The organism is Oxalicibacterium flavum (assembly GCF_014635065.1).
Taxonomy (GTDB): Bacteria; Pseudomonadota; Gammaproteobacteria; order Burkholderiales; family Burkholderiaceae_D; genus Oxalicibacterium; species Oxalicibacterium flavum.
On record NZ_BMCG01000003.1, the window covers coordinates 291,380 to 310,425 of the forward strand.

The window sequence follows — 19,046 nt, forward strand, 5'->3', positions numbered from 1 at the left end:
GCATGGCTGATGGCGGCCCTGCCGCTGTCGGTCATGGCCGGCAACCAGAAGGAGGAAGCGCTGGCCGACTCGGTCCGCATGGCCCTGTCGCGTGCGATCTCCGATCCGCGTCCACCGACGCCGCAATTCATCGACATCGACGAACGCCTGGCCTATCTGCGCTGGCTGGGCGACATGTCGGACCGCCTCGCGCAGCGCATGCCGGATCGTGACGGCCGCATCGAATTCCTGCAGACCCTATGGTACGAGGCACGCCGTGCCGGACTCGATCCGGCACTGGTGCTGGGCCTGATCCAGGTCGAATCGGCGTTCCGCAAATATGCGGTATCGCCGGTCGGCGCACATGGCTACATGCAGGTCATGCCGTTCTGGACGCGCGTGATCGGCGATGGCGACCGCCGTCGGTTGTTCCACATGCAGACCAATCTGCGTTATGGCTGCTCGATCCTGCGCATGTACATCGATATCGAGAAGGGCGACCTGTTCCTGGCGCTGGGCCGCTACAACGGCAGCCGCGGCCGGCCCGAGTATCCGAACGCGGTGCGCGCGGCGTGGCGCAAATGGGAGCATCGGCCGTGAGGCGGTGAGCGGCGCACAGCAGTGGAAACAGCACAAACAAAAACGCCCGCGCGATGCGGGCGTTTTTGTTTGGCGATGACGAAGATCACTTCAGGTGACCGGAAATGAGCTTGGTCATTTCGAACATCGAGACTTGCTTCTTGCCGCCAAAGACAGCTTTCAGTTTGTCGTCCGCATCGATCAGACGCTTGTTTTCCTGGTTTTGCAGCTTGAACTTCTTGATGTAGTCCCAGACCTTTTTGGTGATCTCGGTACGCGGTGCCGGATTGGCGCCGATCACTGCTGCCAGAACGGCGGAAGGAGTCACGGGCTTCATGAAGGCGGCGTTTGGCTTGCGGGCTGCTGCCGGTTTCTTGGCTGCGACTTTCTTGACGGCTGCTTTCTTTGCTGCGGGTTTTTTCGCTGCTACCTTCTTGGCAGGAGCGGCTTTCTTGGCCGGCGCTGCCTTTTTGGCGGGTGCTGCTTTTTTAGCCGCTACCGGTTTCTTCGCAGCTGGTTTCTTGGCGGCCGTTTTAGTGGCCGCTGGTTTTTTGGCTGTTGCCATCTTAAAGCCTCCTTCACAGAGTGTTGGGAAATTGCGCCAATTCACGCAACGCTAATAGTGGTGCGGTTTTTCCCGGCATGCAAGTGTTTTTTATGCGTATGCGCGGCGCGGTGTCTGCTCGGCGCCACGGCGTTTTGCGCGGTCGAAAAACACGATGCGATGCGTGGATCGCGGGACGTGTAAATCGGCGCTTCATCCGACGACCATGCAGCCTGCCGAATCGGCAGTGTGCAGTGTTTTCGCGCACCTCCGCTTGGATGGTGGATAGGATGACGGGGCTTATCCGGCCTTTGCCGGCGCGGGTTGGCGGCGCATCCATCAAAAAAGCCCGGCTGCGGGCCGGGCTTTTGGGCAGAGAGAGACGGGCTTATCGCATCCCGGGCAGCATGCCTTTCATGCCGCGCATGAGCTTGGCCATGTTGCCGCCCTTGAGCTTCTTCATCATGGTCTGCATCTGCTCGAACTGGTTGAGCATGCGGTTGACTTCCTGCACCTGGACGCCGGCGCCAGCGGCGATGCGGCGCTTGCGCGAAGCCTTGATCAGGTCCGGCTTGGCCCGTTCGGCCGGCGTCATCGAATTGATGATGCCTTCCATGCGCGCAACCTGCTTGTCGGCCATGCCCATGTTGGCGTTGCCGGCCGCCATCTGCAGCTGCGCCGGCAGCTTGTCCATCAAGTTGGCCATGCCGCCCATCTTCTTCATCTGCGCCAGCTGCAGCTGGAAGTCGGTCAGGTCGAACTTGCCGCCGCCCTTGATCTTCTGCGCCAGGCCCTGGGCGGCCTCCATGTCGACGCCCTTGCGGGCTTCCTCGACCAGCGCCAGGATGTCGCCCATGCCGAGGATTCGGTCGGCCATGCGCGCCGGATCGAAGGCTTCGAGGCCGTCCATCTTCTCGGCCACGCCGGCGAACTTGATCGGCTTGCCGGTGATGTGGCGCACCGACAGCGCCGCGCCGCCGCGCGAGTCGCCGTCGAGTTTGGTCAGCACCACGCCGGTCAGCGGCAGCGCGTCGCTGAAGGCCTTGGCGGTGTTGATCGCGTCCTGGCCGAGCATGGCGTCAACCACGAACAGGGTTTCGATCGGATTGACGGCATCGTGCAGGGCGCGGATTTCCTGCATCATCGCCTCGTCGATGCCGAGCCGGCCGGCGGTATCGATGATCAGCACGTCATGGTAGTGGCGCTTGGCGTAATCGAGCGCGGCGCGTGCGATGTCGACCGGCTTGTCGGTCGGCTGCGACGGGAAGAAATCGGCGCCGACCTGTTCCGTCACGGTCTGCAGCTGGCCGATCGCGGCCGGACGATAGACGTCGGCGGAAACGGTCAGCACCTTCTTTTTCTTCTGCTCGCGCAGGTACTTGGCAAGCTTGCCGACGGTGGTGGTCTTGCCCGCGCCCTGCAGGCCGGCCATCAGGATGATCGCCGGTGGCTGGGTCGCGAAATTGAGTTCGGATGCGTCGCGGCCGAGATCGGCGCCCATGATGGCGGCGAGTTCGCGCTGCACCACGCCGACCAGCGCCTGGCCCGGCGTCAGCGAGCCGACGACGTCTTCGCCCATCGCCCTTTCCTTGACGCGGCCGATGAATTCGCGCACGGCGGGCAGGGCGACGTCGGCCTCGAGCAGGGCCAGGCGCACTTCGCGCAGCATGTCGGCGGTGTTAGCTTCGGTCAGGCGCGCTTCGCCGCGCATGGTCTTGACGGCCTTGGCCAGACGTTGGGTGAGATTGTCGAGCATGGTGGTGACGGGGTAAGGAAAACGTGGGTCGCGCAGGGCGAACGGCAATCTCGCATTTTAACCGATGCGCGGCATCCGCACGGCCGCACCGGCTCGGAACAGAGGAGGTGGCGGCGGTGTATCCGTTCACCCTATCGGCAACAGGGATGTCCGTTGATTTTCCTGCCGGATTTTCTTGATCGGGGACAAAAGCACGAGGTCACATGGTGTAAACTCGAAACGATATGTATACCTATTCTCTTGCCCTTGCGGCCTTGTGCTACGCGGTGTGCGCCTTCCTCCCCTCGCGCCGGCGCCTGGCCATTTCACTCGGCGTGCTGGCCGGGTGGCTGCTGCACGGCAGTGCATTGTGGATGGAAATGACGGAGCCGGCTCAATTGCACATGGGGTTTGCCATCATGCTGTCGGCCACCTTGTGGATCTCGGTGGCCGCCTACTGGCTGGAGAACCGCAATTTCACGCTCGACGGCCTGCGCATCCTGGTGCTGCCCTGTGCCGCGGTTTCGGTATGGCTGCCGCTGCTGTTCCCGGGTAGCGTGGTGCCGCTCGAAGGCAGGTCGGCGCTGTTTTCCTGGCATATCGCGATTGCCCTGCTCGCATACAGCACGCTGACGATTGCCGCCTTCCATGCAGTGCTGATGGCGGTGCAGGAATCCAAGCTGCATACGCGCCTGCCGCGCAGCCAGAGCGGTCTGTTCGCGATGGCGATCGATCGCCTGCCGGCATTGCTGACGATGGAGAAACTGCTGTTCCGGCTGATCACCTTCGGCTTCGTGCTGCTGACCCTGACGGTGCTGTCCGGCGTGGTGTTCTCGGAGGAAGTGTTCGGTCAGGCCTTCAAGTGGGAACACAAGACCGTCTTCACCATGCTGTCGTGGGCGCTGTTCGGCATTCTGCTGATCGGACGCTTCTGGCGCGGCTGGCGCGGCAAGACCGCACTGACCTTCACGCTGGCCGGTTTTGCGACGCTGTTCCTGGCTTATGTCGGCAGCCGTTTCGTGCTGGAGGTCGTGCTGCATCGGAGCATTGCATGAAACTGCTGGCATGGGCCATCCTGATTTTTGCCGTGATCTGGGTATTGCGCAGCAAGGCCAAAGCGCAGCAGAAAGCGCGTCAGGAAGCCGCCTCACCTCCGCCTCAACCTTCACAACCGGCCCTGCCCGAGGCCGAAGTCATGATTGCCTGCGCCCATTGCGGCGTACATTTTCCTTCTTCAGAAGCGGTTCGTGATGCGTCCGATGCAGCGTTCTGCTGTGACGAGCATCGCCGCCAGCACACCGGCACCCGAGTATGACGCAATCGCGCCCGATTTCCGGGGATGTGCGCGAGACGTTCTGGCGTACGCTGCAGACGTTTGCCTTTACCCGCACCGTGATCGTGGCGCTGCTGCTCGGCTATTTCGGCTGGGCCGGCGCCAGGGCCGCGCGTGCGGACGAATATTTCTGGGGCGTCTGCATCGTCTATATGGTGCTGGCGCTAGGGTTCGCGCTGCTGGCTGCGTACTGGCGCCATCGTTTTCTGTGGCAGGTCACGGTACAGATTCTGGTCGATCTGGCTGCGGTTTCTCTGCTTTATCTGTCGGTAGGCGGTCTGAAGAGCGGGCTGGCGATCCTGTATCTGTTCCCGCTCGCCGGTGGTGCGATCCTGGCGCCGCTGGTGCTGGCACTGTTCTTCGTGTCGATCGCCACCGTGGTCATGCTGGCTGAAAACGGCTATCAGTTGCTGAATGCCAGTGCCGATATTTCGTCCACGCAGATCGGCCTGTACTGTGCGGCGTTTTTCATCATCATCCTGTCCATCAATCGGCTGGCCGATCGCCTGATCAAGCAGGAGTCGCTGGCGCTGGGACGCGGCAAGGCACTGCAGGTGCAGCAGGCGATCAACCGGCTGGTCATCGAGGACATGGAAGATGGCGTGCTGGTGATCGATCGCAATGGCCGCATCCTGACCGGCAATCCGTCGGCCGCGCGCATGCTTGGCCTGTCGCTCACGGCCGAGGCGGCGCATGGCAGGCTGGCCGATCTGGGCTGGCTGCAGCCGATCGCCGATGCCTATGAGGAGTGGCGCAGGAAAACCGGCGCCGGCCGGACGTCGCCTACCCATGCTCCCATCTTCCTGCGTATTCGCCATCTCGACGACTCGACCCTGCAGGGCGGCAATACCACCATTGTCGGGGTACGGCGCGATCCTTCCATGCATCTGCGTTTGCGGTTCGTGCGGGTGGATACCGGAGGTGTGCAGGAAGGGCGCGTGGTCGTCTTTCTGCAGGATGTGACGGAAATCGAAAACCAGGCACAGCAACTGAAACTGGCATCCATGGGGCGCCTGACCGCCAGCATTGCGCATGAAGTGCGCAATCCGCTTTCTGCCATCGGCCATGCCGCCGCGCTGCTGGCGGAGGACGAGGCGGATACCGCGCGGCAGCGGCTACTGGGCATCATCAATGACAATGTGGCGCGCCTGAACCGGATGATCGAAGACATCCTGAAGCTGTCGCGCAAGGCCGATCGCGACCAGAAGCCGCTCGATCTGGGCGCGCTGGTCGAGGACATCGTGACCGAATTGCGCGAGATGCAGAAGGTCGGCCCCGAGGTGATCGCGATTGCCGGCATGCGCGGCATCCGTGTGCGTTTCGATCCGCTGCATTTGCGCGAGATCATCTTGAACTTGCTCACAAATGCGTTACGCTATGCAAGCGGCGCGCCCGGCAGCATCCGCCTGTACGTGAACGTGATCGCCGGCCATCGCGTCGAGTTGCATGTACGCGACGACGGTCCGCAGATGACGCGCGCGGTACGTGCCCATCTGTTCGAGCCCTTCTACACGACGTCGAGCAAGGGAACAGGCCTTGGCTTGTATCTTGCGAGGGAGCTGTGCATGAACAATGGCGCAAGGCTCAACTATGAATATAGAAACGACGGCCGCGGTGACAGTGAGCCTGGACAGCCCTCGGGACGTTTCGTGATCGCCTTTTCCGTCGATGACGGCATGGATGGACAATGATTTTTGCGAGCCGCACAGCATGAGTTCTCCCCGCATCCTGATCGTCGATGACGAAGCCGACCTGCGCGAACTGCTCGAGATGACGCTGATCCGCATGGGACTGGATGTCGATAGCGCCGAATCGCTGGCGGTTGCGCGCCGCCATCTGCAGGACACGCACTATGCGCTGGTGTTGACCGACATGCGGCTGCCCGACGGTTCCGGCATCGAGCTGGTGCAGGAAATCACTGCCAACCATAAACAGACGCCGGTGGCCGTGATCACCGCCTTCGGCAGCGCCGACAATGCGGTCGCGGCGCTCAAGGCCGGCGCCTTCGATTACCTCTCCAAGCCCGTCGGACTCGAGCAATTGCGCATCATGGTGCGTTCGGCGCTGCGCATCAGCGAGCCGCCTGCCGCGCACAGGCCGGGTGGCGTACAGCAGGCGCAGCCGTTGCGCCTGATGGGACAATCGGACGCCATGCAGGCCTTGCGCGCGCAGATCGCGCGACTTGCGCGCAGCATGGCGCCGGTCGCCATCAGCGGCGAGTCCGGCAGCGGCAAGGAACTGGCGGCGCGTGACATTCATGCCCAGAGCGCGCGCAGCGACAAGCCCTTTGTCGCCGTCAACTGTGGTGCCATTCCCGAAAACCTGATGGAGGCCGAGTTCTTCGGCTACCGCAAGGGCGCGTTCACCGGCGCAGTCGAGGATAGGGACGGCTTTTTCCAGGCGGCCGACGGCGGCACGCTGCTGCTCGACGAGGTGGCCGACCTGCCGCTGCCGATGCAGGTCAAGCTGCTGCGTGCGATCCAGGAGCGCCGCGTGCGCCGCGTCGGCGCCACGCAGGAGGAGGCGGTCGATGTGCGCATCATCAGTGCCACGCACCAGGACCTGCATGCATGCGTGGCGCGCGGCAGCTTTCGTCAGGATCTCTATTACCGGCTCAATGTGATCGAACTGCATTTGCCGCCCTTGCGCGAGCGATTGTCGGATGTCGGCATGCTGGCCGATGCCATCCTGCAGCGGTTGAATGGCGGCCAGCCGGCGACACTGACAGACGAGGCGCTGGCTGCGCTGCAGCGGTATGCATTCCCGGGCAACGTGCGCGAACTCGAGAACATCCTGGAACGCGCACTGGCGTTCTCGGTGGAGGGTCGCATCGAGGCGGCGGACCTGTTGCTGAAAGGGGCTGCGGTGAATCCGGCAGTCCAACTGGACGATGACGGCGACGCACGGCTGCTTCAGGCCGCAGCGGTGACAAAGGTAGAGGAAGAAGCCGTGCCGTACAGGGTAGCCGATGACCATTCCGTACCGGTGTTGGCCGACACGGAACTGCCGGCCTCGCTGCCCGATCATCTCGACAGCGTCGAGCGCGAAGTGATCTGCCGCGCGCTGGCGCGCACGCGCTTCAACCGCACCCAGGCGGCCGAACTGCTGGGCATCAGTTTCCGCCAGCTACGCTATCGCATGCAGCGCCTGAACATCCAGGCGCCGGAGTAGCGCATGCCGGTTTCCGCCATTCGCATCGATGCCGACGGCTGGGCAGACCAGGCGCTGCGCATGCCGTCCCCGAATTTCGACCAGCGTGCCGAGGGGACCGAGATCGCGCTGCTGGTGGTGCACAACATCAGCCTGCCGCCGGGCGAGTTCGGCGGTCCCTACATCGCCGACCTGTTCCTGAACCGTCTGGATTGCGATGCCCATCCGTATTTCGACCAGTTGCGGTCGCTGCGCGTCTCCGCGCATTTCCTGATCCGGCGTGACGGCGCGCTGGTGCAGTTCGTCTCCGCGCATGACCAGGCCTGGCATGCGGGCGTGTCGGCCTTCTGCGGACGCGAGCGCTGCAACGATTTCTCGATCGGCATCGAGCTGGAAGGAACCGACGACCTTCCGTTCGAGCCGGCCCAGTACGATACGCTGGCCGCGTTGACGGCTGCGCTGCGGGCGGCGTATCCGCTGGCCGACGTGATGGGCCACGAGGATATCGCGCCCGGCAGGAAGACCGATCCCGGTCCTTGTTTCGACTGGCAGCGCTACGAGCGCGATTATCTGGCGCTGGAAGAAACGGCGGCGGACGCAGTGGAAAACGCCGGCCAAGACGGCAAATGCAGAGCCGGCTTGCGCTTCCGGCGAGCGTGCGAAGCAGGCTATGAATGATGCAAAGTTCTTATAAAAAAATTATCTGAAAAAACCGGGATAAATCGATTGCGCATCGGGAATCGAGGTACTAGAATTAGTGCAAATCGCGGTTTCCTTACTAGATGTAGTGGGTTATCGGCGCAATACTCCCATGTCCGTCCTTTCGGCTCGCAGCCGCGCCGGATAAGGCCGACAGGCCGGATGGATGCAGCGGGTGGTACAAAAACTGCAGCATATGAACAGGGCATTTTCCTTGTCGAGGCCCTGTTTCCATGACGTTTCGCGAAACCGGCCATGCTCCGGTTTTCTCTTTTTTTAAATCACGCAAGGCAAGCGCCTGCAATCTGCCAGAAGGAGTCTTCATGCACTCTGCACAAGAAATTTCGGCCAAGTCGCCTTCGGATATCGCCAACGCCGGTTCGCTGGCCGTCGCTCCCTCGACCGCCAGCACCAACCAGGTCGGCCTGAACAACTACCGCATTATCCGCCGCAACGGCGCCGTCGTCGGCTTCGAGCCGTCGAAGATCTCGATCGCCGTCACCAAGGCCTTCCTCGCCGTCAACGGCGGGCAGGGCGCGGCATCCGCGCGCGTGCGCGAACTGGTCGAGCAACTGACGTCCAACGTCGTCAATGCGCTGGTGCGCCGCCAGCCGGCCGGCGGCACCTTCCATATTGAAGACATCCAGGATCAGGTCGAACTGTCGCTGATGCGTTCGGGCGAGCATGACGTGGCCCGCGCCTACGTGCTCTACCGCGCCAAGCGCATGGAAGAGCGCGCGCAGCAGCAGGCTGCGCAGCCTGCCTCGCAGGAACACCAGTTGCACGTGATCGAGAACGGCCAGCGCCGTCCGCTCGATCTGGACGAGGTGCGCCGCCTGATCAACGCCGCCTGCGAAGGTCTGGAGCAGCACGTCGATGCCGCCGCCATCATCAACGAAACGATCAAGAACCTGTACGACGGCGTGCCGGTCGAGGAACTGCACAAGTCCGCCATCCTGGCTGCCCGCGCGCTGATGGAAAAGGACCCGGCCTACAGCACCGTGACCGCGCGCCTGCTGATGCACACCATCCGCAAGGAAGTGTTCGGCAAGGAAGTCGCGCAGGCCGACGCGCCGGCGGAGTATCTCGAATACTTCCCGAAATTCATCAAGAAGGGCATCGACGCCGATCTGCTGGACGCCAAGCTCGGCCAGTTCGACCTGAAGAAGCTGGCCGATGCGCTCAAGCCGGAACGCGACCTGCAGTTCGGCTACCTCGGCCTGCAGACGCTGTACGACCGCTACTTCCTGCACATCCGCGAAACCCGCATCGAAATGCCGCAGGCGTTCTACATGCGCGTCGCGATGGGCCTGGCGCTCAACGAAATCGACCGTGAAGCGCGCGCCATCGAGTTCTACAACCTGCTGTCGTCCTTCGACTTCATGAGCTCGACGCCGACGCTGTTCAATTCCGGCACGCAACGTTCGCAGCTGTCGTCGTGCTACCTGACGACGGTGGCCGACGATCTGGACGGCATCTACGAGGCGATCAAGGAAAACGCGCTGCTGGCCAAATACGCAGGCGGCCTCGGCAACGACTGGACCCCGGTGCGCGCGCTCGGTTCGCACATCAAGGGCACCAACGGCAAGTCGCAGGGCGTGGTGCCGTTCCTGAAGGTGGTCAACGACACCGCCGTCGCCGTCAACCAGGGCGGCAAGCGCAAGGGCGCGGTCTGCGCCTACCTGGAAACCTGGCACATGGACATCGAGGAATTCCTCGACCTGCGCAAGAACACCGGCGACGACCGCCGCCGCACGCACGACATGAACACCGCGAACTGGATTCCCGACCTGTTCATGAAGCGCGTGATGGAGAAGGGCGAGTGGACGCTGTTCTCGCCGGCCGACTGCCCGGACCTGCACGACAAGGTCGGCAAGGCCTTCGAGGAAGCCTATACCGGCTACGAAGCCAAGGCCGCGCGCGGCGAACTCAAGCTGTTCAAGAAGGTGCAGGCGCTCGACCTGTGGCGCAAGATGCTGTCGATGCTGTTCGAAACCGGCCATCCGTGGATCACGTTCAAGGATCCGTGCAACATCCGCTCGCCGCAGCAGCACGTCGGCGTCGTTCACAGCTCCAACCTGTGCACCGAGATCACGCTGAACACCAACGATTCCGAAATCGCGGTCTGCAACCTGGGTTCGGTCAACATGCCGGCTCACATGAAGGACGGCAAGCTCGATCTGGACAAGCTGCAGAAGACCATCCGTACCGCGATGCGCATGCTCGACAACGTGATCGACATCAACTACTACGCGGTCAAGAAAGCACGTGATTCCAACCTGCGCCACCGTCCGGTCGGCCTCGGCATCATGGGTTTCCAGGATTGCCTGCACATGATGCGCGTGCCGTACGCATCGGCCGACGCCGTCGAATTCGCCGACCGCTCGATGGAAGCCGTCTGCTACTACGCCTACTGGGCGTCAACCGAGCTGGCCGAGGAACGCGGCCGCTACAGCTCCTACCGCGGCTCGCTGTGGGATCGCGGCATTCTGCCGCAGGATTCGCTCAAGCTGCTGGCCGAGGAACGCGGCGGCTACCTGGAAGCCGACAGCAGCGAAACGCTGGACTGGACCTCGCTGCGCGACCGCATCAAGCAGTACGGCATGCGCAACTCGAACTGCGTGGCGATCGCGCCGACGGCGACGATTTCCAACATCATCGGCGTGTCGGCCTGCATCGAGCCGACCTACCAGAACCTGTACGTGAAATCGAACCTGTCGGGCGAGTTTACGGAGATCAACGAATACCTGGTGCGCGACCTCAAGGCACGCGGCCTGTGGGACGAAGTCATGATTTCCGACCTCAAGTACTTCGATGGCAGCCTGGCCAAGATCGACCGCATCCCGCAGGACCTGCGCGACATCTATGCGACCGCCTTCGAAGTCGAACCGAAATGGCTGGTGGAAGCCGCCTCGCGTCGCCAGAAGTGGATCGATCAGGCACAGTCGCTGAACATCTACATGGCCGGCGCCTCGGGCAAGAAGCTCGACGAAACCTACAAGCTGGCATGGCTGCGCGGCCTGAAGACCACCTACTACCTGCGCACCATCGGCGCCACGCACACCGAGAAATCGACCTCCAAGGCCGGTGCGCTGAACGCGGTGGATTCGGGTGCCGGTCTCGGCGGTTCGCAAGCGGCGCCGGAAGCCGACGGCCCGGCCTGCATGCTGCGTCCAGGCGATCCGGGTTTCGAGGAATGCGAAGCCTGCCAGTAAGGAAATCTGCCCGGTTTCATGGATCGAACGTGAAGCGAATCGTGAACCGGGCCTCATATAGACAACGTGCCGAATGAACTTGCACCACGCAATGCGGACAAAGCCCTGACAGGGCCTTTGTTCGCAACAAGGTGCGGCATCGGCAGCAAACAGATAAGGAAATGAGTCATGCTTAGTTGGGATGATGAAGTCAAGCCGACGCCCGCGCAGCCCCAGCCAGGATTGCAGCCGGCCGTCCAGCCGCGTGCCGCGGCGCAGCAGGACGTCGCCCTGGATCCTGCGCTGATGGCCAAGCCGGTTGCTGCAGCCGATACGGCACGCCGCATGGATGCCGCCGACAAGCGCGTGATCAACGGCCAGACGGACGTCAATCAACTGGTGCCATTCAAGTACAAATGGGCCTGGGACAAATACCTGGCCGGCTGCGCCAACCACTGGATGCCGCAGGAAATCAACATGCAGCGCGACATCGAGCTGTGGAAGAACCCGAACGGCCTGACCGAGGACGAGCGCCGCATCGTCAAGCGCAATCTCGGCTTCTTCGTCACTGCCGATTCGCTGGCCGCCAACAATATCGTGCTCGGCACCTATCGCCACATCACGGCGCCGGAGTGCCGCCAGTACCTGCTGCGCCAGGCTTTCGAGGAAGCGATTCACACCCACGCCTATCAGTACATCGTCGAATCGCTGGGTCTGGATGAAGGCGAGATCTTCAATGCCTACAACGAGATCAAATCGATTCACGACAAGGATCAGTTCCTGATCCCGTTCATCGATGTGCTGACCGATCCCGAATTCAAGACCGGTACGCTGGAATCCGACCAGACGCTGCTGCGTTCGCTGATCGTGTTTGCCTGCCTGATGGAAGGCCTGTTCTTCTATGTCGGCTTCGCGCAGATTCTCGCGCTCGGTCGCCAGAACAAGATGATGGGCGCAGCCGAACAGTACCAATACATCCTGCGCGACGAGTCCATGCACTGCAACTTCGGCATCGACTTGATCAACACGATCAAGCTCGAGAATCCGCATCTGTGGACGCCGCAGTTCAAGGACGAAATCAAATCGTTGTTTTTACGCGCGGTGGAGTTGGAATATCGTTACGCAGAGGATACAATGCCGCGTGGAGTGCTTGGCTTGAATGCTCCGATGTTCAAGGGCTATCTGCGGTTCATCGCAAATCGTCGCGCGCAGCAGATTGGTCTGGAACCGATGTTCGAGCAGGAGGAAAATCCTTTCCCCTGGATGAGCGAAATGATCGATCTGAAAAAAGAGCGCAACTTTTTCGAAACGCGCGTCATCGAATATCAGACCGGCGGTGCACTCAACTGGGAATGACCGGAGCACAGAAGTTGACCATCTTGTAGCTGCCTGAAAAACAGGCAGCACAAAAAACAGGCAGATGTCGAAGCCGACTCTGCGTAAAACAGGAAAGGCAACAACCGACTTTAATGAACAGTAGAAGACCGATACGATCTCATCTGCTGAGCAAGCCGCTTCACCTGATTCAATCAGGTGTGGCGGCTTTTTCGTTTAAAAAAGGCTTGTCCTTCGGGAAACAGAATTCCAATGCCGGCGCGTGCGCTGGCGTTTTTTTTGACTATTGCCAGTCGTCGTAACAGTCGATGGCATGGTCAGCATGGCTGAAGTGCTGCATAAGTGAGGAGATGCAGCAGTTCAGCTGGAGCCGAATTCATTAGCGCAAGCATGAACACGCTTGTGCCGATGAATAATCCGCCAATTCCATCGCGATGGTGTGGGCGGGTTTCAACCTTAGAAACTTGATTTTTTCCATCACGTGAAGGAGAAACAATATGGCAACAGCAAAAAAACCGGCGGCCAAGAAGCCCGCCGCCAAGAAAACCGCTGCTAAGAAACCTGTCGCAGCCAAGAAGGCAGCAGCCAAGAAGCCGGTAGCCAAGAAAGCAGTCGCCAAAAAGCCAGTGGCTAAAAAAGCGGTTGCCAAGAAGCCGGTAGCGAAGAAGGCAGCAGCCAAGAAGCCAGTTGCCAAAAAGGCAGTGGCCAAGAAAGCAGTCGCCAAGAAGCCGGTAGCCAAAAAAGCGGCAGCCAAGAAAGTCGTCGCTAAAAAGGCAGTCGCCAAGAAGCCGGTAGCCAAAAAGGCAGCGGCCAAGAAGCCGGTAGCGAAGAAAGCCGTTGCCAAGAAGTCGGTCGCCAAGAAGCCGGCAGCCAAGAAGCCGGCAGCCAAAAAGGCAGCAGCCAAGAAACCGGTAGCTAAAAAGGCTGCGGCTAAGAAGCCGGTTGCCAAGAAGCCGGTAGCTAAAAAGGCAGCCGCCAAGAAGCCGGTAGCGAAGAAAGCTGCAGCGAAGCCTGCGGCAGCCAAGAAACCGGCAGCTCCGAAGAAGCCGCCAGCGCCTAAAAAGCCTGCAGCCAAACCGGCAGCCGTGGCAGCTCCTGCGGTGAAAACGGTGTTGAACCCGGCAGCGGCATGGCCATTCCCGACGGGTACCAACCGCCCGTAATTCCGGCGATGTCCGGATGCGCCTGATTGATTTCGGGCACAATTCCGCTGTGCGGCTTGCGTCGCACAGCGGTTTTTCATTTCAAGGAGTCTGCCTTGCTCGATAGCATATTCATGCTGATTGTCGATACGGTCGCCATCATCCTCGCGGGTGCGTTGCTGCTGCGTTTCTGGATGCAGGCCGTGCGCGTGCGCCCACCGATCCAGATCGCACAATTCGTTTATCAATTGACCGACTGGCTGGTCAGGCCTTTGCGGCGGGTATTGCCGGGAGCCGGCGGCTATGACTGGGCGAGTCTGCTGGGAGCATTTGTCGTGGCACTGATTGCCACGGCGATCGAAATCTGGTTGCGCGGTGTATTCGCGGTCCCGTTCCTGTTCCTGCTGGCCCTGATGAACGTCATCCACTGGGCACTGTACGGTCTGATCGGGTTGATTCTGATCGAAGTGATCTTCAGCTGGGTCAATCCGCAGGCACCGCTGGCGCCATTCGTGCGCGCGCTCAATGAACCCGTCATGCGCCCCTTGCGCCGTGTCGTGCCCCTGATCGGCTCCATCGATCTGTCGCCGCTGGTAGCGCTGATCCTGCTGCGCATCGCGATCCAGCTGGTCGCGATCGCCATCACCTCGTTCATGTAAGCGTCGCGGCCGGTATTGCACCGGCCATGACGCTTACCGATACTCCCGCTCAGAAACGATAGCCGAAGGCCTGTTCGAAGCGGTTTTCGATTTCCGCACGCGACAGCACGTGGTTCTGCGGGCCCTGGTGCGCGATCTTGATCGATCCCATCAGGCTCGCCAGGCGGCCGGTGGTGGCCCAGTCCAGTCCATTGGTCAGGCCGTACAGCATGCCGGCACGGAAGGCATCGCCGCAGCCGGTCGGGTCAACTTCCTTTTCCACCTTCACGCACGGAATGGCGAGATGCTCGCCGGCCGCGAATATCTCCGCGCCGTTCTCGCCGCGCGTGACGACCAGCGCCGACACGCGTTCGGCGATCTGGTTCAGGCTGAGTCCGGTGCGGCTGGTCAGCAGCTCGGCTTCGTAGTCGTTGACGGCGACGTAGGTCGCCTGCTCGATGAAGTTCTTGAGCTCGTCGCCATTGAACATCGGCAGGCCCTGGCCCGGATCGAAGATGAACGGAATCTTCAGTTCGGCGCAGTGCTGTGCATGCTGCAGCATGCCGTCGCGGCCGTCAGGCGCGACGATGGCGATCGCGACCGCGCCGGCGTCAGCCACCTTGTTCTGGTGCGAGAAGCTCATCGCGCCCGGATGGAAGGCGGTGATCTGGTTGCCGCCGGCATCGGTGGTGATGAAGGCCTGGCCGGTGAAGGTGTCGTCAACGGTGCGCACGCTTTGCTGCGACAGGCCGAGGCGGGTCAGATGTTCGCGATACGGCGCGCCGTCCTGGCCGAGGGTCGCCATGATCACGGGTTCGCCACCCAGCAGCTTCAGGTTGTAGGCGATGTTGCCGGCGCAGCCGCCGAACTCGCGGCGCATGTGCGGGACGAGGAAGGAGACGTTGATCTTGTGGAGCTGGTCGGCCAGCAGCGCCTCGGAAAACAGGCCCTGGAAGGACATGATGTTATCGAAGGCAAGCGAACCGCAGATGAGTGATTTCATGGCAAGGAAAAAGTGGAAGGAAGAAGGAAAGAGAGCGGGCGCGGCGGCAGGCGCAGCACCTGTCAACGGTCACGGATAAAAGAGATAGACGCGGTAGCCTGAAGCGCGGGTCTCCTCGAGTTCGAAGGCAAGGCGCGCGCTGCGTTCGCTGTTGGCGGCGAAACCGGTGCGCAGCAGGCCGGCTTCGTGCAGGTATTCGGATGGCGCGAACACGCGGCGCAGCAGCGGACGTTCGGCGGCATCGTTCAGCGTCAGTTCGAGCGACGGCCATTCCTGCGAAAGGCTGCTGTCATTGCGCAGCAGAACGTTCAGCAGAAAGCGGCTGCGTTCACTGTCCTGCGCCTGCAGTTCGCTGGATTCGATGGAGACCGCGCTGATGTTGGCCGGCAGGTCGATGCGGCAGCCGAAGGCCTGGCACAGCGCCGACAGCGCCGGCTTGGCCTGCGGGAACACACCGGCCAACTGGTTGCGGAAGACATAGCCAGCCTGCAGCAAGGCGGTCAATGCGAGCAGGCAGCAGCCGACGATCAGCGTGGTGCGCAAGGTGGCGCTGGTTTCCCGCTGCGCGCGATGCTGGCGCACGAAGCCCGGTTCTTCATCCGGCAGTTCGTCGTCGGCCAGGCTGTCGTCCGTGGCGTGCTTCCTGCCGGCGCTGCGGCGCCATGGTTTGCGCTGCAGGTCGTCGATCGCCTTGTCAAGATCGTCGGGTTCGTCACTCGATGTCGTGGTTTGCGCAGCGGCGTCGAGGTCGTCGAAGCTGTCCGGCAGATCGCGGTCGATGTCCACCAGCGTCATGCGCTGCAGCGGATCCTCGGGTTTGGGATCGCCTTCGTGATAGATGGGCGCGGTATGTTCGCGCTCGAAGTGCGAGGGGATCGCAAACGACAGGCGGCTGGTCGGCATGACCGATGCCGGCGACGGCGAGGCTGCCGCGGTGAAGGTCGAGGGCTCGTCTTCCTCGGGGACGGCGGGCGCTGCCGGCGCGGCGGCGGGGGCGACCGCCTGTACGGCGTTATCGTTGAATGACGGTGCAGCCGGCGTTGCCTGGTTGGCGACCGTCGCGGGTGCCGCCGTTGCCGTCGGTGCGCTGCCCGAGGGCACGACACGCGGCGGCGCAGCGCCGTCAGACGGCAGCAGGTGTTCGATGCCGTTGAAGATCTGCTTGCAGCGGCCGCAGCGCACCAGGCCGGCGCGCAGCTTCAATTGATCGTGGACGACGCGGAACGTCGTTTGGCAGTGGGGACATTGCGTTGCAAGTGCCATTGCCGTTTTTCCTCAGGCGGGCAGCCGGCCGGCCAGCGCAACCCAGCCTTCATGCTCGCGCCACACGGACAGTTCGATGAAGGGGCGATAGATGGCGGTAACGTCCTCGACCTGGGTGGCCAGCACGCCGGACAGCACCAGCTGCCCGCCGGGCCTGACGCGGCCGGCCAGCATCGGCGCCATCAGCTTGAGCGGATTGGCGAGGATGTTGGCGACCACCACGTCGAAGGCATGTTCGTGACCGGAGGCGGCAAAGTCGTCCGGCACGTAATAGGCGACCTCGCAGTCGTTGCGCGCGGTATTCTCGCGCGCGGCTTCGATCGCCTGCGGATCGATGTCGATGCCGATCACTTCGCGCGCGCCGAGCTTCTTCGCGACCATGGCGAGAATACCGGAGCCGCAACCGTAGTCGAGTACGCGCAGACCGACGGGCGGATGCGCTTCCAGCCATTCCATGCACAGGCGCGTGGTTGGATGACTGCCGGTGCCGAAAGCGAGGCCCGGATCGAGTTCGAGCACCAGCGCCGACGGATCGGGTGCGTCATGCCAGCTCGGCACGACCCAGATGTTCGTACCGATATGGATGGGTTCGAATTGCGACTGCGTCAGGCGTACCCAATCCTGTTCGGCGACTTCGCGCAGCGTGTAGTTGGGTATGGCGTTGCCCAATCCGGACGAGGCGGCGGCTTCGGCTACCAGCGCTGCATGATCGGCGTCGGCAGGTGTCAGCGCCACCACGCGGCTGTGCTCCCAGGCGGCCTGCGTCGGCTCCATGCCGGGTTCGCCGAACAGCGGTTGTTCCGCTTCGGTGCCGACGTCCGCATCTTCCACCGAGACCGACAGCGCACCGATTTCCATGAGGGCATCGGACAGGGCTTCTGCCTGGGTGCGTTCGACTTCGATGACGATTTCTGTCCAGCTCATGATTCCTCGGTGGTTGCGTGCGATAGCCAGGGCAAAGTATGGCTGATTTGTGCGGGTCAGGGAAGGGAAAGGCCGCATCGTCCGCGGGGCGGAAGGGATGCGGCCTTTCTTGTGCGCGGCGAGGGCCGCGCGGCAGAAGAAGGATCAGCCCTTGGGGCGTTCCGACAGTTTCTGCTCGAGATAGTGGATGTTGGTGCCGCCTTCGATGAAGCGCGCGTCAACCATCAGCTCGCGGTGCAGCGGGATGTTGGTCGAAATGCCTTCGACCACCATTTCCGACAGCGCGATCTGCATGCGGCGAATCGCCTGCTCGCGCGTGGCGCCGTAGGCGATGACCTTGCCGACCATCGAGTCGTAGTTCGGCGGTACGTAGTAGCCGGCATAGGCATGCGAATCGACGCGGATGCCGGGGCCGCCCGGTGCATGCCACGACACGATCTTGCCCGGCGACGGCGTGAACTTGAACGGGTCCTCGGCATTGATGCGGCACTCGATCGAATGGCCGCTCAGGATCACGTCGCGCTGGCGATAGCGCAGCTTTTCGCCGGCGGCGATGCGGATCTGTTCCTGCACGATGTCGATGCCGGTGATCATCTCGGTCACCGGATGCTCGACCTGCACGCGCGTGTTCATCTCGATGAAGTAGAACTCGCCGTTTTCATAGAGGAATTCGAAGGTGCCGGCGCCGCGATAGCCCATCTTGCGGCAGGCTTCGGCGCAGCGGTCGCCGATGCGTTCGATGGTCTTGCGCGGAATGCCGGGCGCCGGCGCTTCTTCCAGCACCTTCTGGTGGCGACGCTGCATCGAGCAGTCGCGTTCGCCGAGCCAGATGGCGTTCTTGTGCTCGTCGGCGAGGATCTGGATTTCCACGTGGCGCGGATTTTCCAGGAACTTCTCCATATAGACTTCCGGGTTGCCGAAGGCGGCGCCGGCTTCGGTCTTGGTCATGGTGACCGCATTGAGCAGGGCTGCCTCGGTATGCACCACGCGCATGCCGCGACCGCCGCCGCCGCCGGCTGCCTTGATGATGACCGGATAGCCGACGCGGCGCGCAACCTGGATGATTTCCTTCGGATCTTCGGGCAGGGCGCCGTCGGAGCCCGGCACGCAGGGCACGCCGGCGGCGATCATCGCCTGCTTGGCCGAGACCTTGTCGCCCATCATGCGGATCGAGTCCGAGCGCGGGCCGATGAAAACGAAACCCGACTTCTCGACGCGCTCGGCGAAGTCCGCGTTTTCGGACAGGAAGCCGTAGCCCGGATGGATCGCCTCGGCATCGGTCACTTCGGCCGCGCTGATGATGGCCGGCATGTTCAGGTAGCTGAGCGGGGAAGGCGCGGGGCCGATGCAGACCGACTCGTCGGCCAGCTTGACGTACTTGGCGTCGCGATCCGCTTCCGAGTGGACGACCACGGTCTTGATGCCCATCTCGCGGCAGGCGCGCTGAATGCGAAGCGCGATCTCTCCACGATTGGCAATGAGGATTTTTTCAAACATGAGAACTGGACTCGTCTAGAGAATGAAGCCG

17 protein-coding genes are annotated in these 19,046 nt (G+C 62.3%); 10 read left to right on the forward strand and 7 right to left on the reverse strand.

Annotated features, from left to right (window positions below; genetic code table 11):
• The first annotated feature begins 9 nt into the window (after positions 1–9).
• Positions 10–579, forward strand: coding sequence for a lytic transglycosylase domain-containing protein (locus IEV38_RS08420; RefSeq protein WP_229728976.1), 570 nt, complete (start codon positions 10–12; stop codon positions 577–579).
• Between the two features lie 85 nt (positions 580–664).
• On the opposite strand, the gene IEV38_RS08425 is transcribed toward IEV38_RS08420, so the two are convergent.
• Together IEV38_RS08425 and ffh are read right to left on the reverse strand one after the other, a co-directional pair.
• Complete coding sequence (locus IEV38_RS08425) at positions 665–1,123, reverse strand: SWIB/MDM2 domain-containing protein (RefSeq protein ID WP_188395741.1); 459 nt, start codon at positions 1,121–1,123, stop codon at positions 665–667.
• Between the two features lie 367 nt (positions 1,124–1,490).
• Complete coding sequence (gene ffh / locus IEV38_RS08430; RefSeq protein WP_188395742.1) at positions 1,491–2,858, reverse strand: signal recognition particle protein; 1,368 nt, start codon at positions 2,856–2,858, stop codon at positions 1,491–1,493.
• 224 nt (positions 2,859–3,082) lie between these two features.
• On the opposite strand from ffh, the gene IEV38_RS08435 reads away from it, so the two are divergent.
• The 5 genes from IEV38_RS08435 to ampD are packed head-to-tail and all read left to right on the forward strand — an operon-like array spanning position 3,083 to position 7,998.
• Complete coding sequence (locus IEV38_RS08435) at positions 3,083–3,892, forward strand: cytochrome C assembly family protein (RefSeq protein WP_188395743.1); 810 nt, start codon at positions 3,083–3,085, stop codon at positions 3,890–3,892.
• Entirely contained in the window at positions 3,889–4,152 is a 264-nt protein-coding gene (locus IEV38_RS08440; RefSeq protein ID WP_188395744.1) for a PP0621 family protein, read from the forward strand. The genes IEV38_RS08435 and IEV38_RS08440 overlap by 4 nt, the downstream gene beginning before the upstream one ends.
• Positions 4,149–5,861: a sensor histidine kinase gene (locus tag IEV38_RS08445; protein ID WP_188395745.1), complete on the forward strand. Its 1,713-nt coding sequence runs from the start codon at positions 4,149–4,151 to the stop codon at positions 5,859–5,861. Before IEV38_RS08440 ends, IEV38_RS08445 begins: the two co-directional genes overlap by 4 nt.
• A 19-nt stretch (positions 5,862–5,880) precedes the next feature.
• Entirely contained in the window at positions 5,881–7,341 is a 1,461-nt protein-coding gene (locus IEV38_RS08450) for a sigma-54-dependent transcriptional regulator (protein ID WP_188395746.1), read from the forward strand.
• 3 nt (positions 7,342–7,344) lie between these two features.
• The gene (ampD, locus tag IEV38_RS08455; RefSeq protein WP_188395747.1) at positions 7,345–7,998 is read left to right on the forward strand and encodes a 1,6-anhydro-N-acetylmuramyl-L-alanine amidase AmpD; all 654 of its coding nucleotides are present in this window, start codon (positions 7,345–7,347) and stop codon (positions 7,996–7,998) included.
• Positions 7,999–8,098: 100 nt separating this feature from the next.
• Here the strand turns inward: ampD and IEV38_RS08460 are convergent, their stop codons facing one another.
• Positions 8,099–8,344, reverse strand: coding sequence for a hypothetical protein (locus IEV38_RS08460; RefSeq protein WP_188395748.1), 246 nt, complete (start codon positions 8,342–8,344; stop codon positions 8,099–8,101).
• Here IEV38_RS08460 and IEV38_RS08465 point away from each other — a divergent pair.
• The 4 genes from IEV38_RS08465 (at position 8,343) to IEV38_RS08480 (ending at position 14,349) form a co-directional block, all read left to right on the forward strand.
• Positions 8,343–11,234: a ribonucleoside-diphosphate reductase subunit alpha gene (locus IEV38_RS08465; RefSeq protein WP_188395749.1), complete on the forward strand. Its 2,892-nt coding sequence runs from the start codon at positions 8,343–8,345 to the stop codon at positions 11,232–11,234. The genes IEV38_RS08460 and IEV38_RS08465 overlap by 2 nt on opposite strands.
• A gap of 168 nt (positions 11,235–11,402) precedes the next feature.
• Complete coding sequence (locus tag IEV38_RS08470; RefSeq protein WP_188395750.1) at positions 11,403–12,569, forward strand: ribonucleotide-diphosphate reductase subunit beta; 1,167 nt, start codon at positions 11,403–11,405, stop codon at positions 12,567–12,569.
• 476 nt (positions 12,570–13,045) lie between these two features.
• Positions 13,046–13,711: a histone H1-like DNA-binding protein gene (locus IEV38_RS08475; RefSeq protein ID WP_188395751.1), complete on the forward strand. Its 666-nt coding sequence runs from the start codon at positions 13,046–13,048 to the stop codon at positions 13,709–13,711.
• A 95-nt stretch (positions 13,712–13,806) separates the two neighbouring features.
• Positions 13,807–14,349, forward strand: coding sequence for a YggT family protein (locus tag IEV38_RS08480; RefSeq protein ID WP_188395752.1), 543 nt, complete (start codon positions 13,807–13,809; stop codon positions 14,347–14,349).
• Between the two features lie 49 nt (positions 14,350–14,398).
• On the opposite strand, the gene IEV38_RS08485 is transcribed toward IEV38_RS08480, so the two are convergent.
• From IEV38_RS08485 to accC, 4 genes are all read right to left on the reverse strand, one after another.
• Positions 14,399–15,331 (reverse strand): carbohydrate kinase family protein, encoded by a 933-nt coding sequence (locus tag IEV38_RS08485; RefSeq protein WP_188395753.1) that lies wholly within the window; start codon positions 15,329–15,331, stop codon positions 14,399–14,401.
• Positions 15,332–15,400: 69 nt separating this feature from the next.
• On the reverse strand, positions 15,401–16,594 hold the full coding sequence (locus IEV38_RS08490; RefSeq protein WP_188395754.1) for a DUF3426 domain-containing protein: 1,194 nt from the start codon (positions 16,592–16,594) through the stop codon (positions 15,401–15,403).
• A gap of 12 nt (positions 16,595–16,606) precedes the next feature.
• A complete protein-coding gene (prmA, locus tag IEV38_RS08495; protein WP_188395755.1) occupies positions 16,607–17,518 on the reverse strand; it encodes a 50S ribosomal protein L11 methyltransferase in 912 nt (303 codons plus the stop codon).
• 144 nt (positions 17,519–17,662) lie between these two features.
• Entirely contained in the window at positions 17,663–19,015 is a 1,353-nt protein-coding gene (gene accC / locus IEV38_RS08500) for an acetyl-CoA carboxylase biotin carboxylase subunit (RefSeq protein ID WP_188395756.1), read from the reverse strand.
• Positions 19,016–19,046 lie beyond the last annotated feature (31 nt).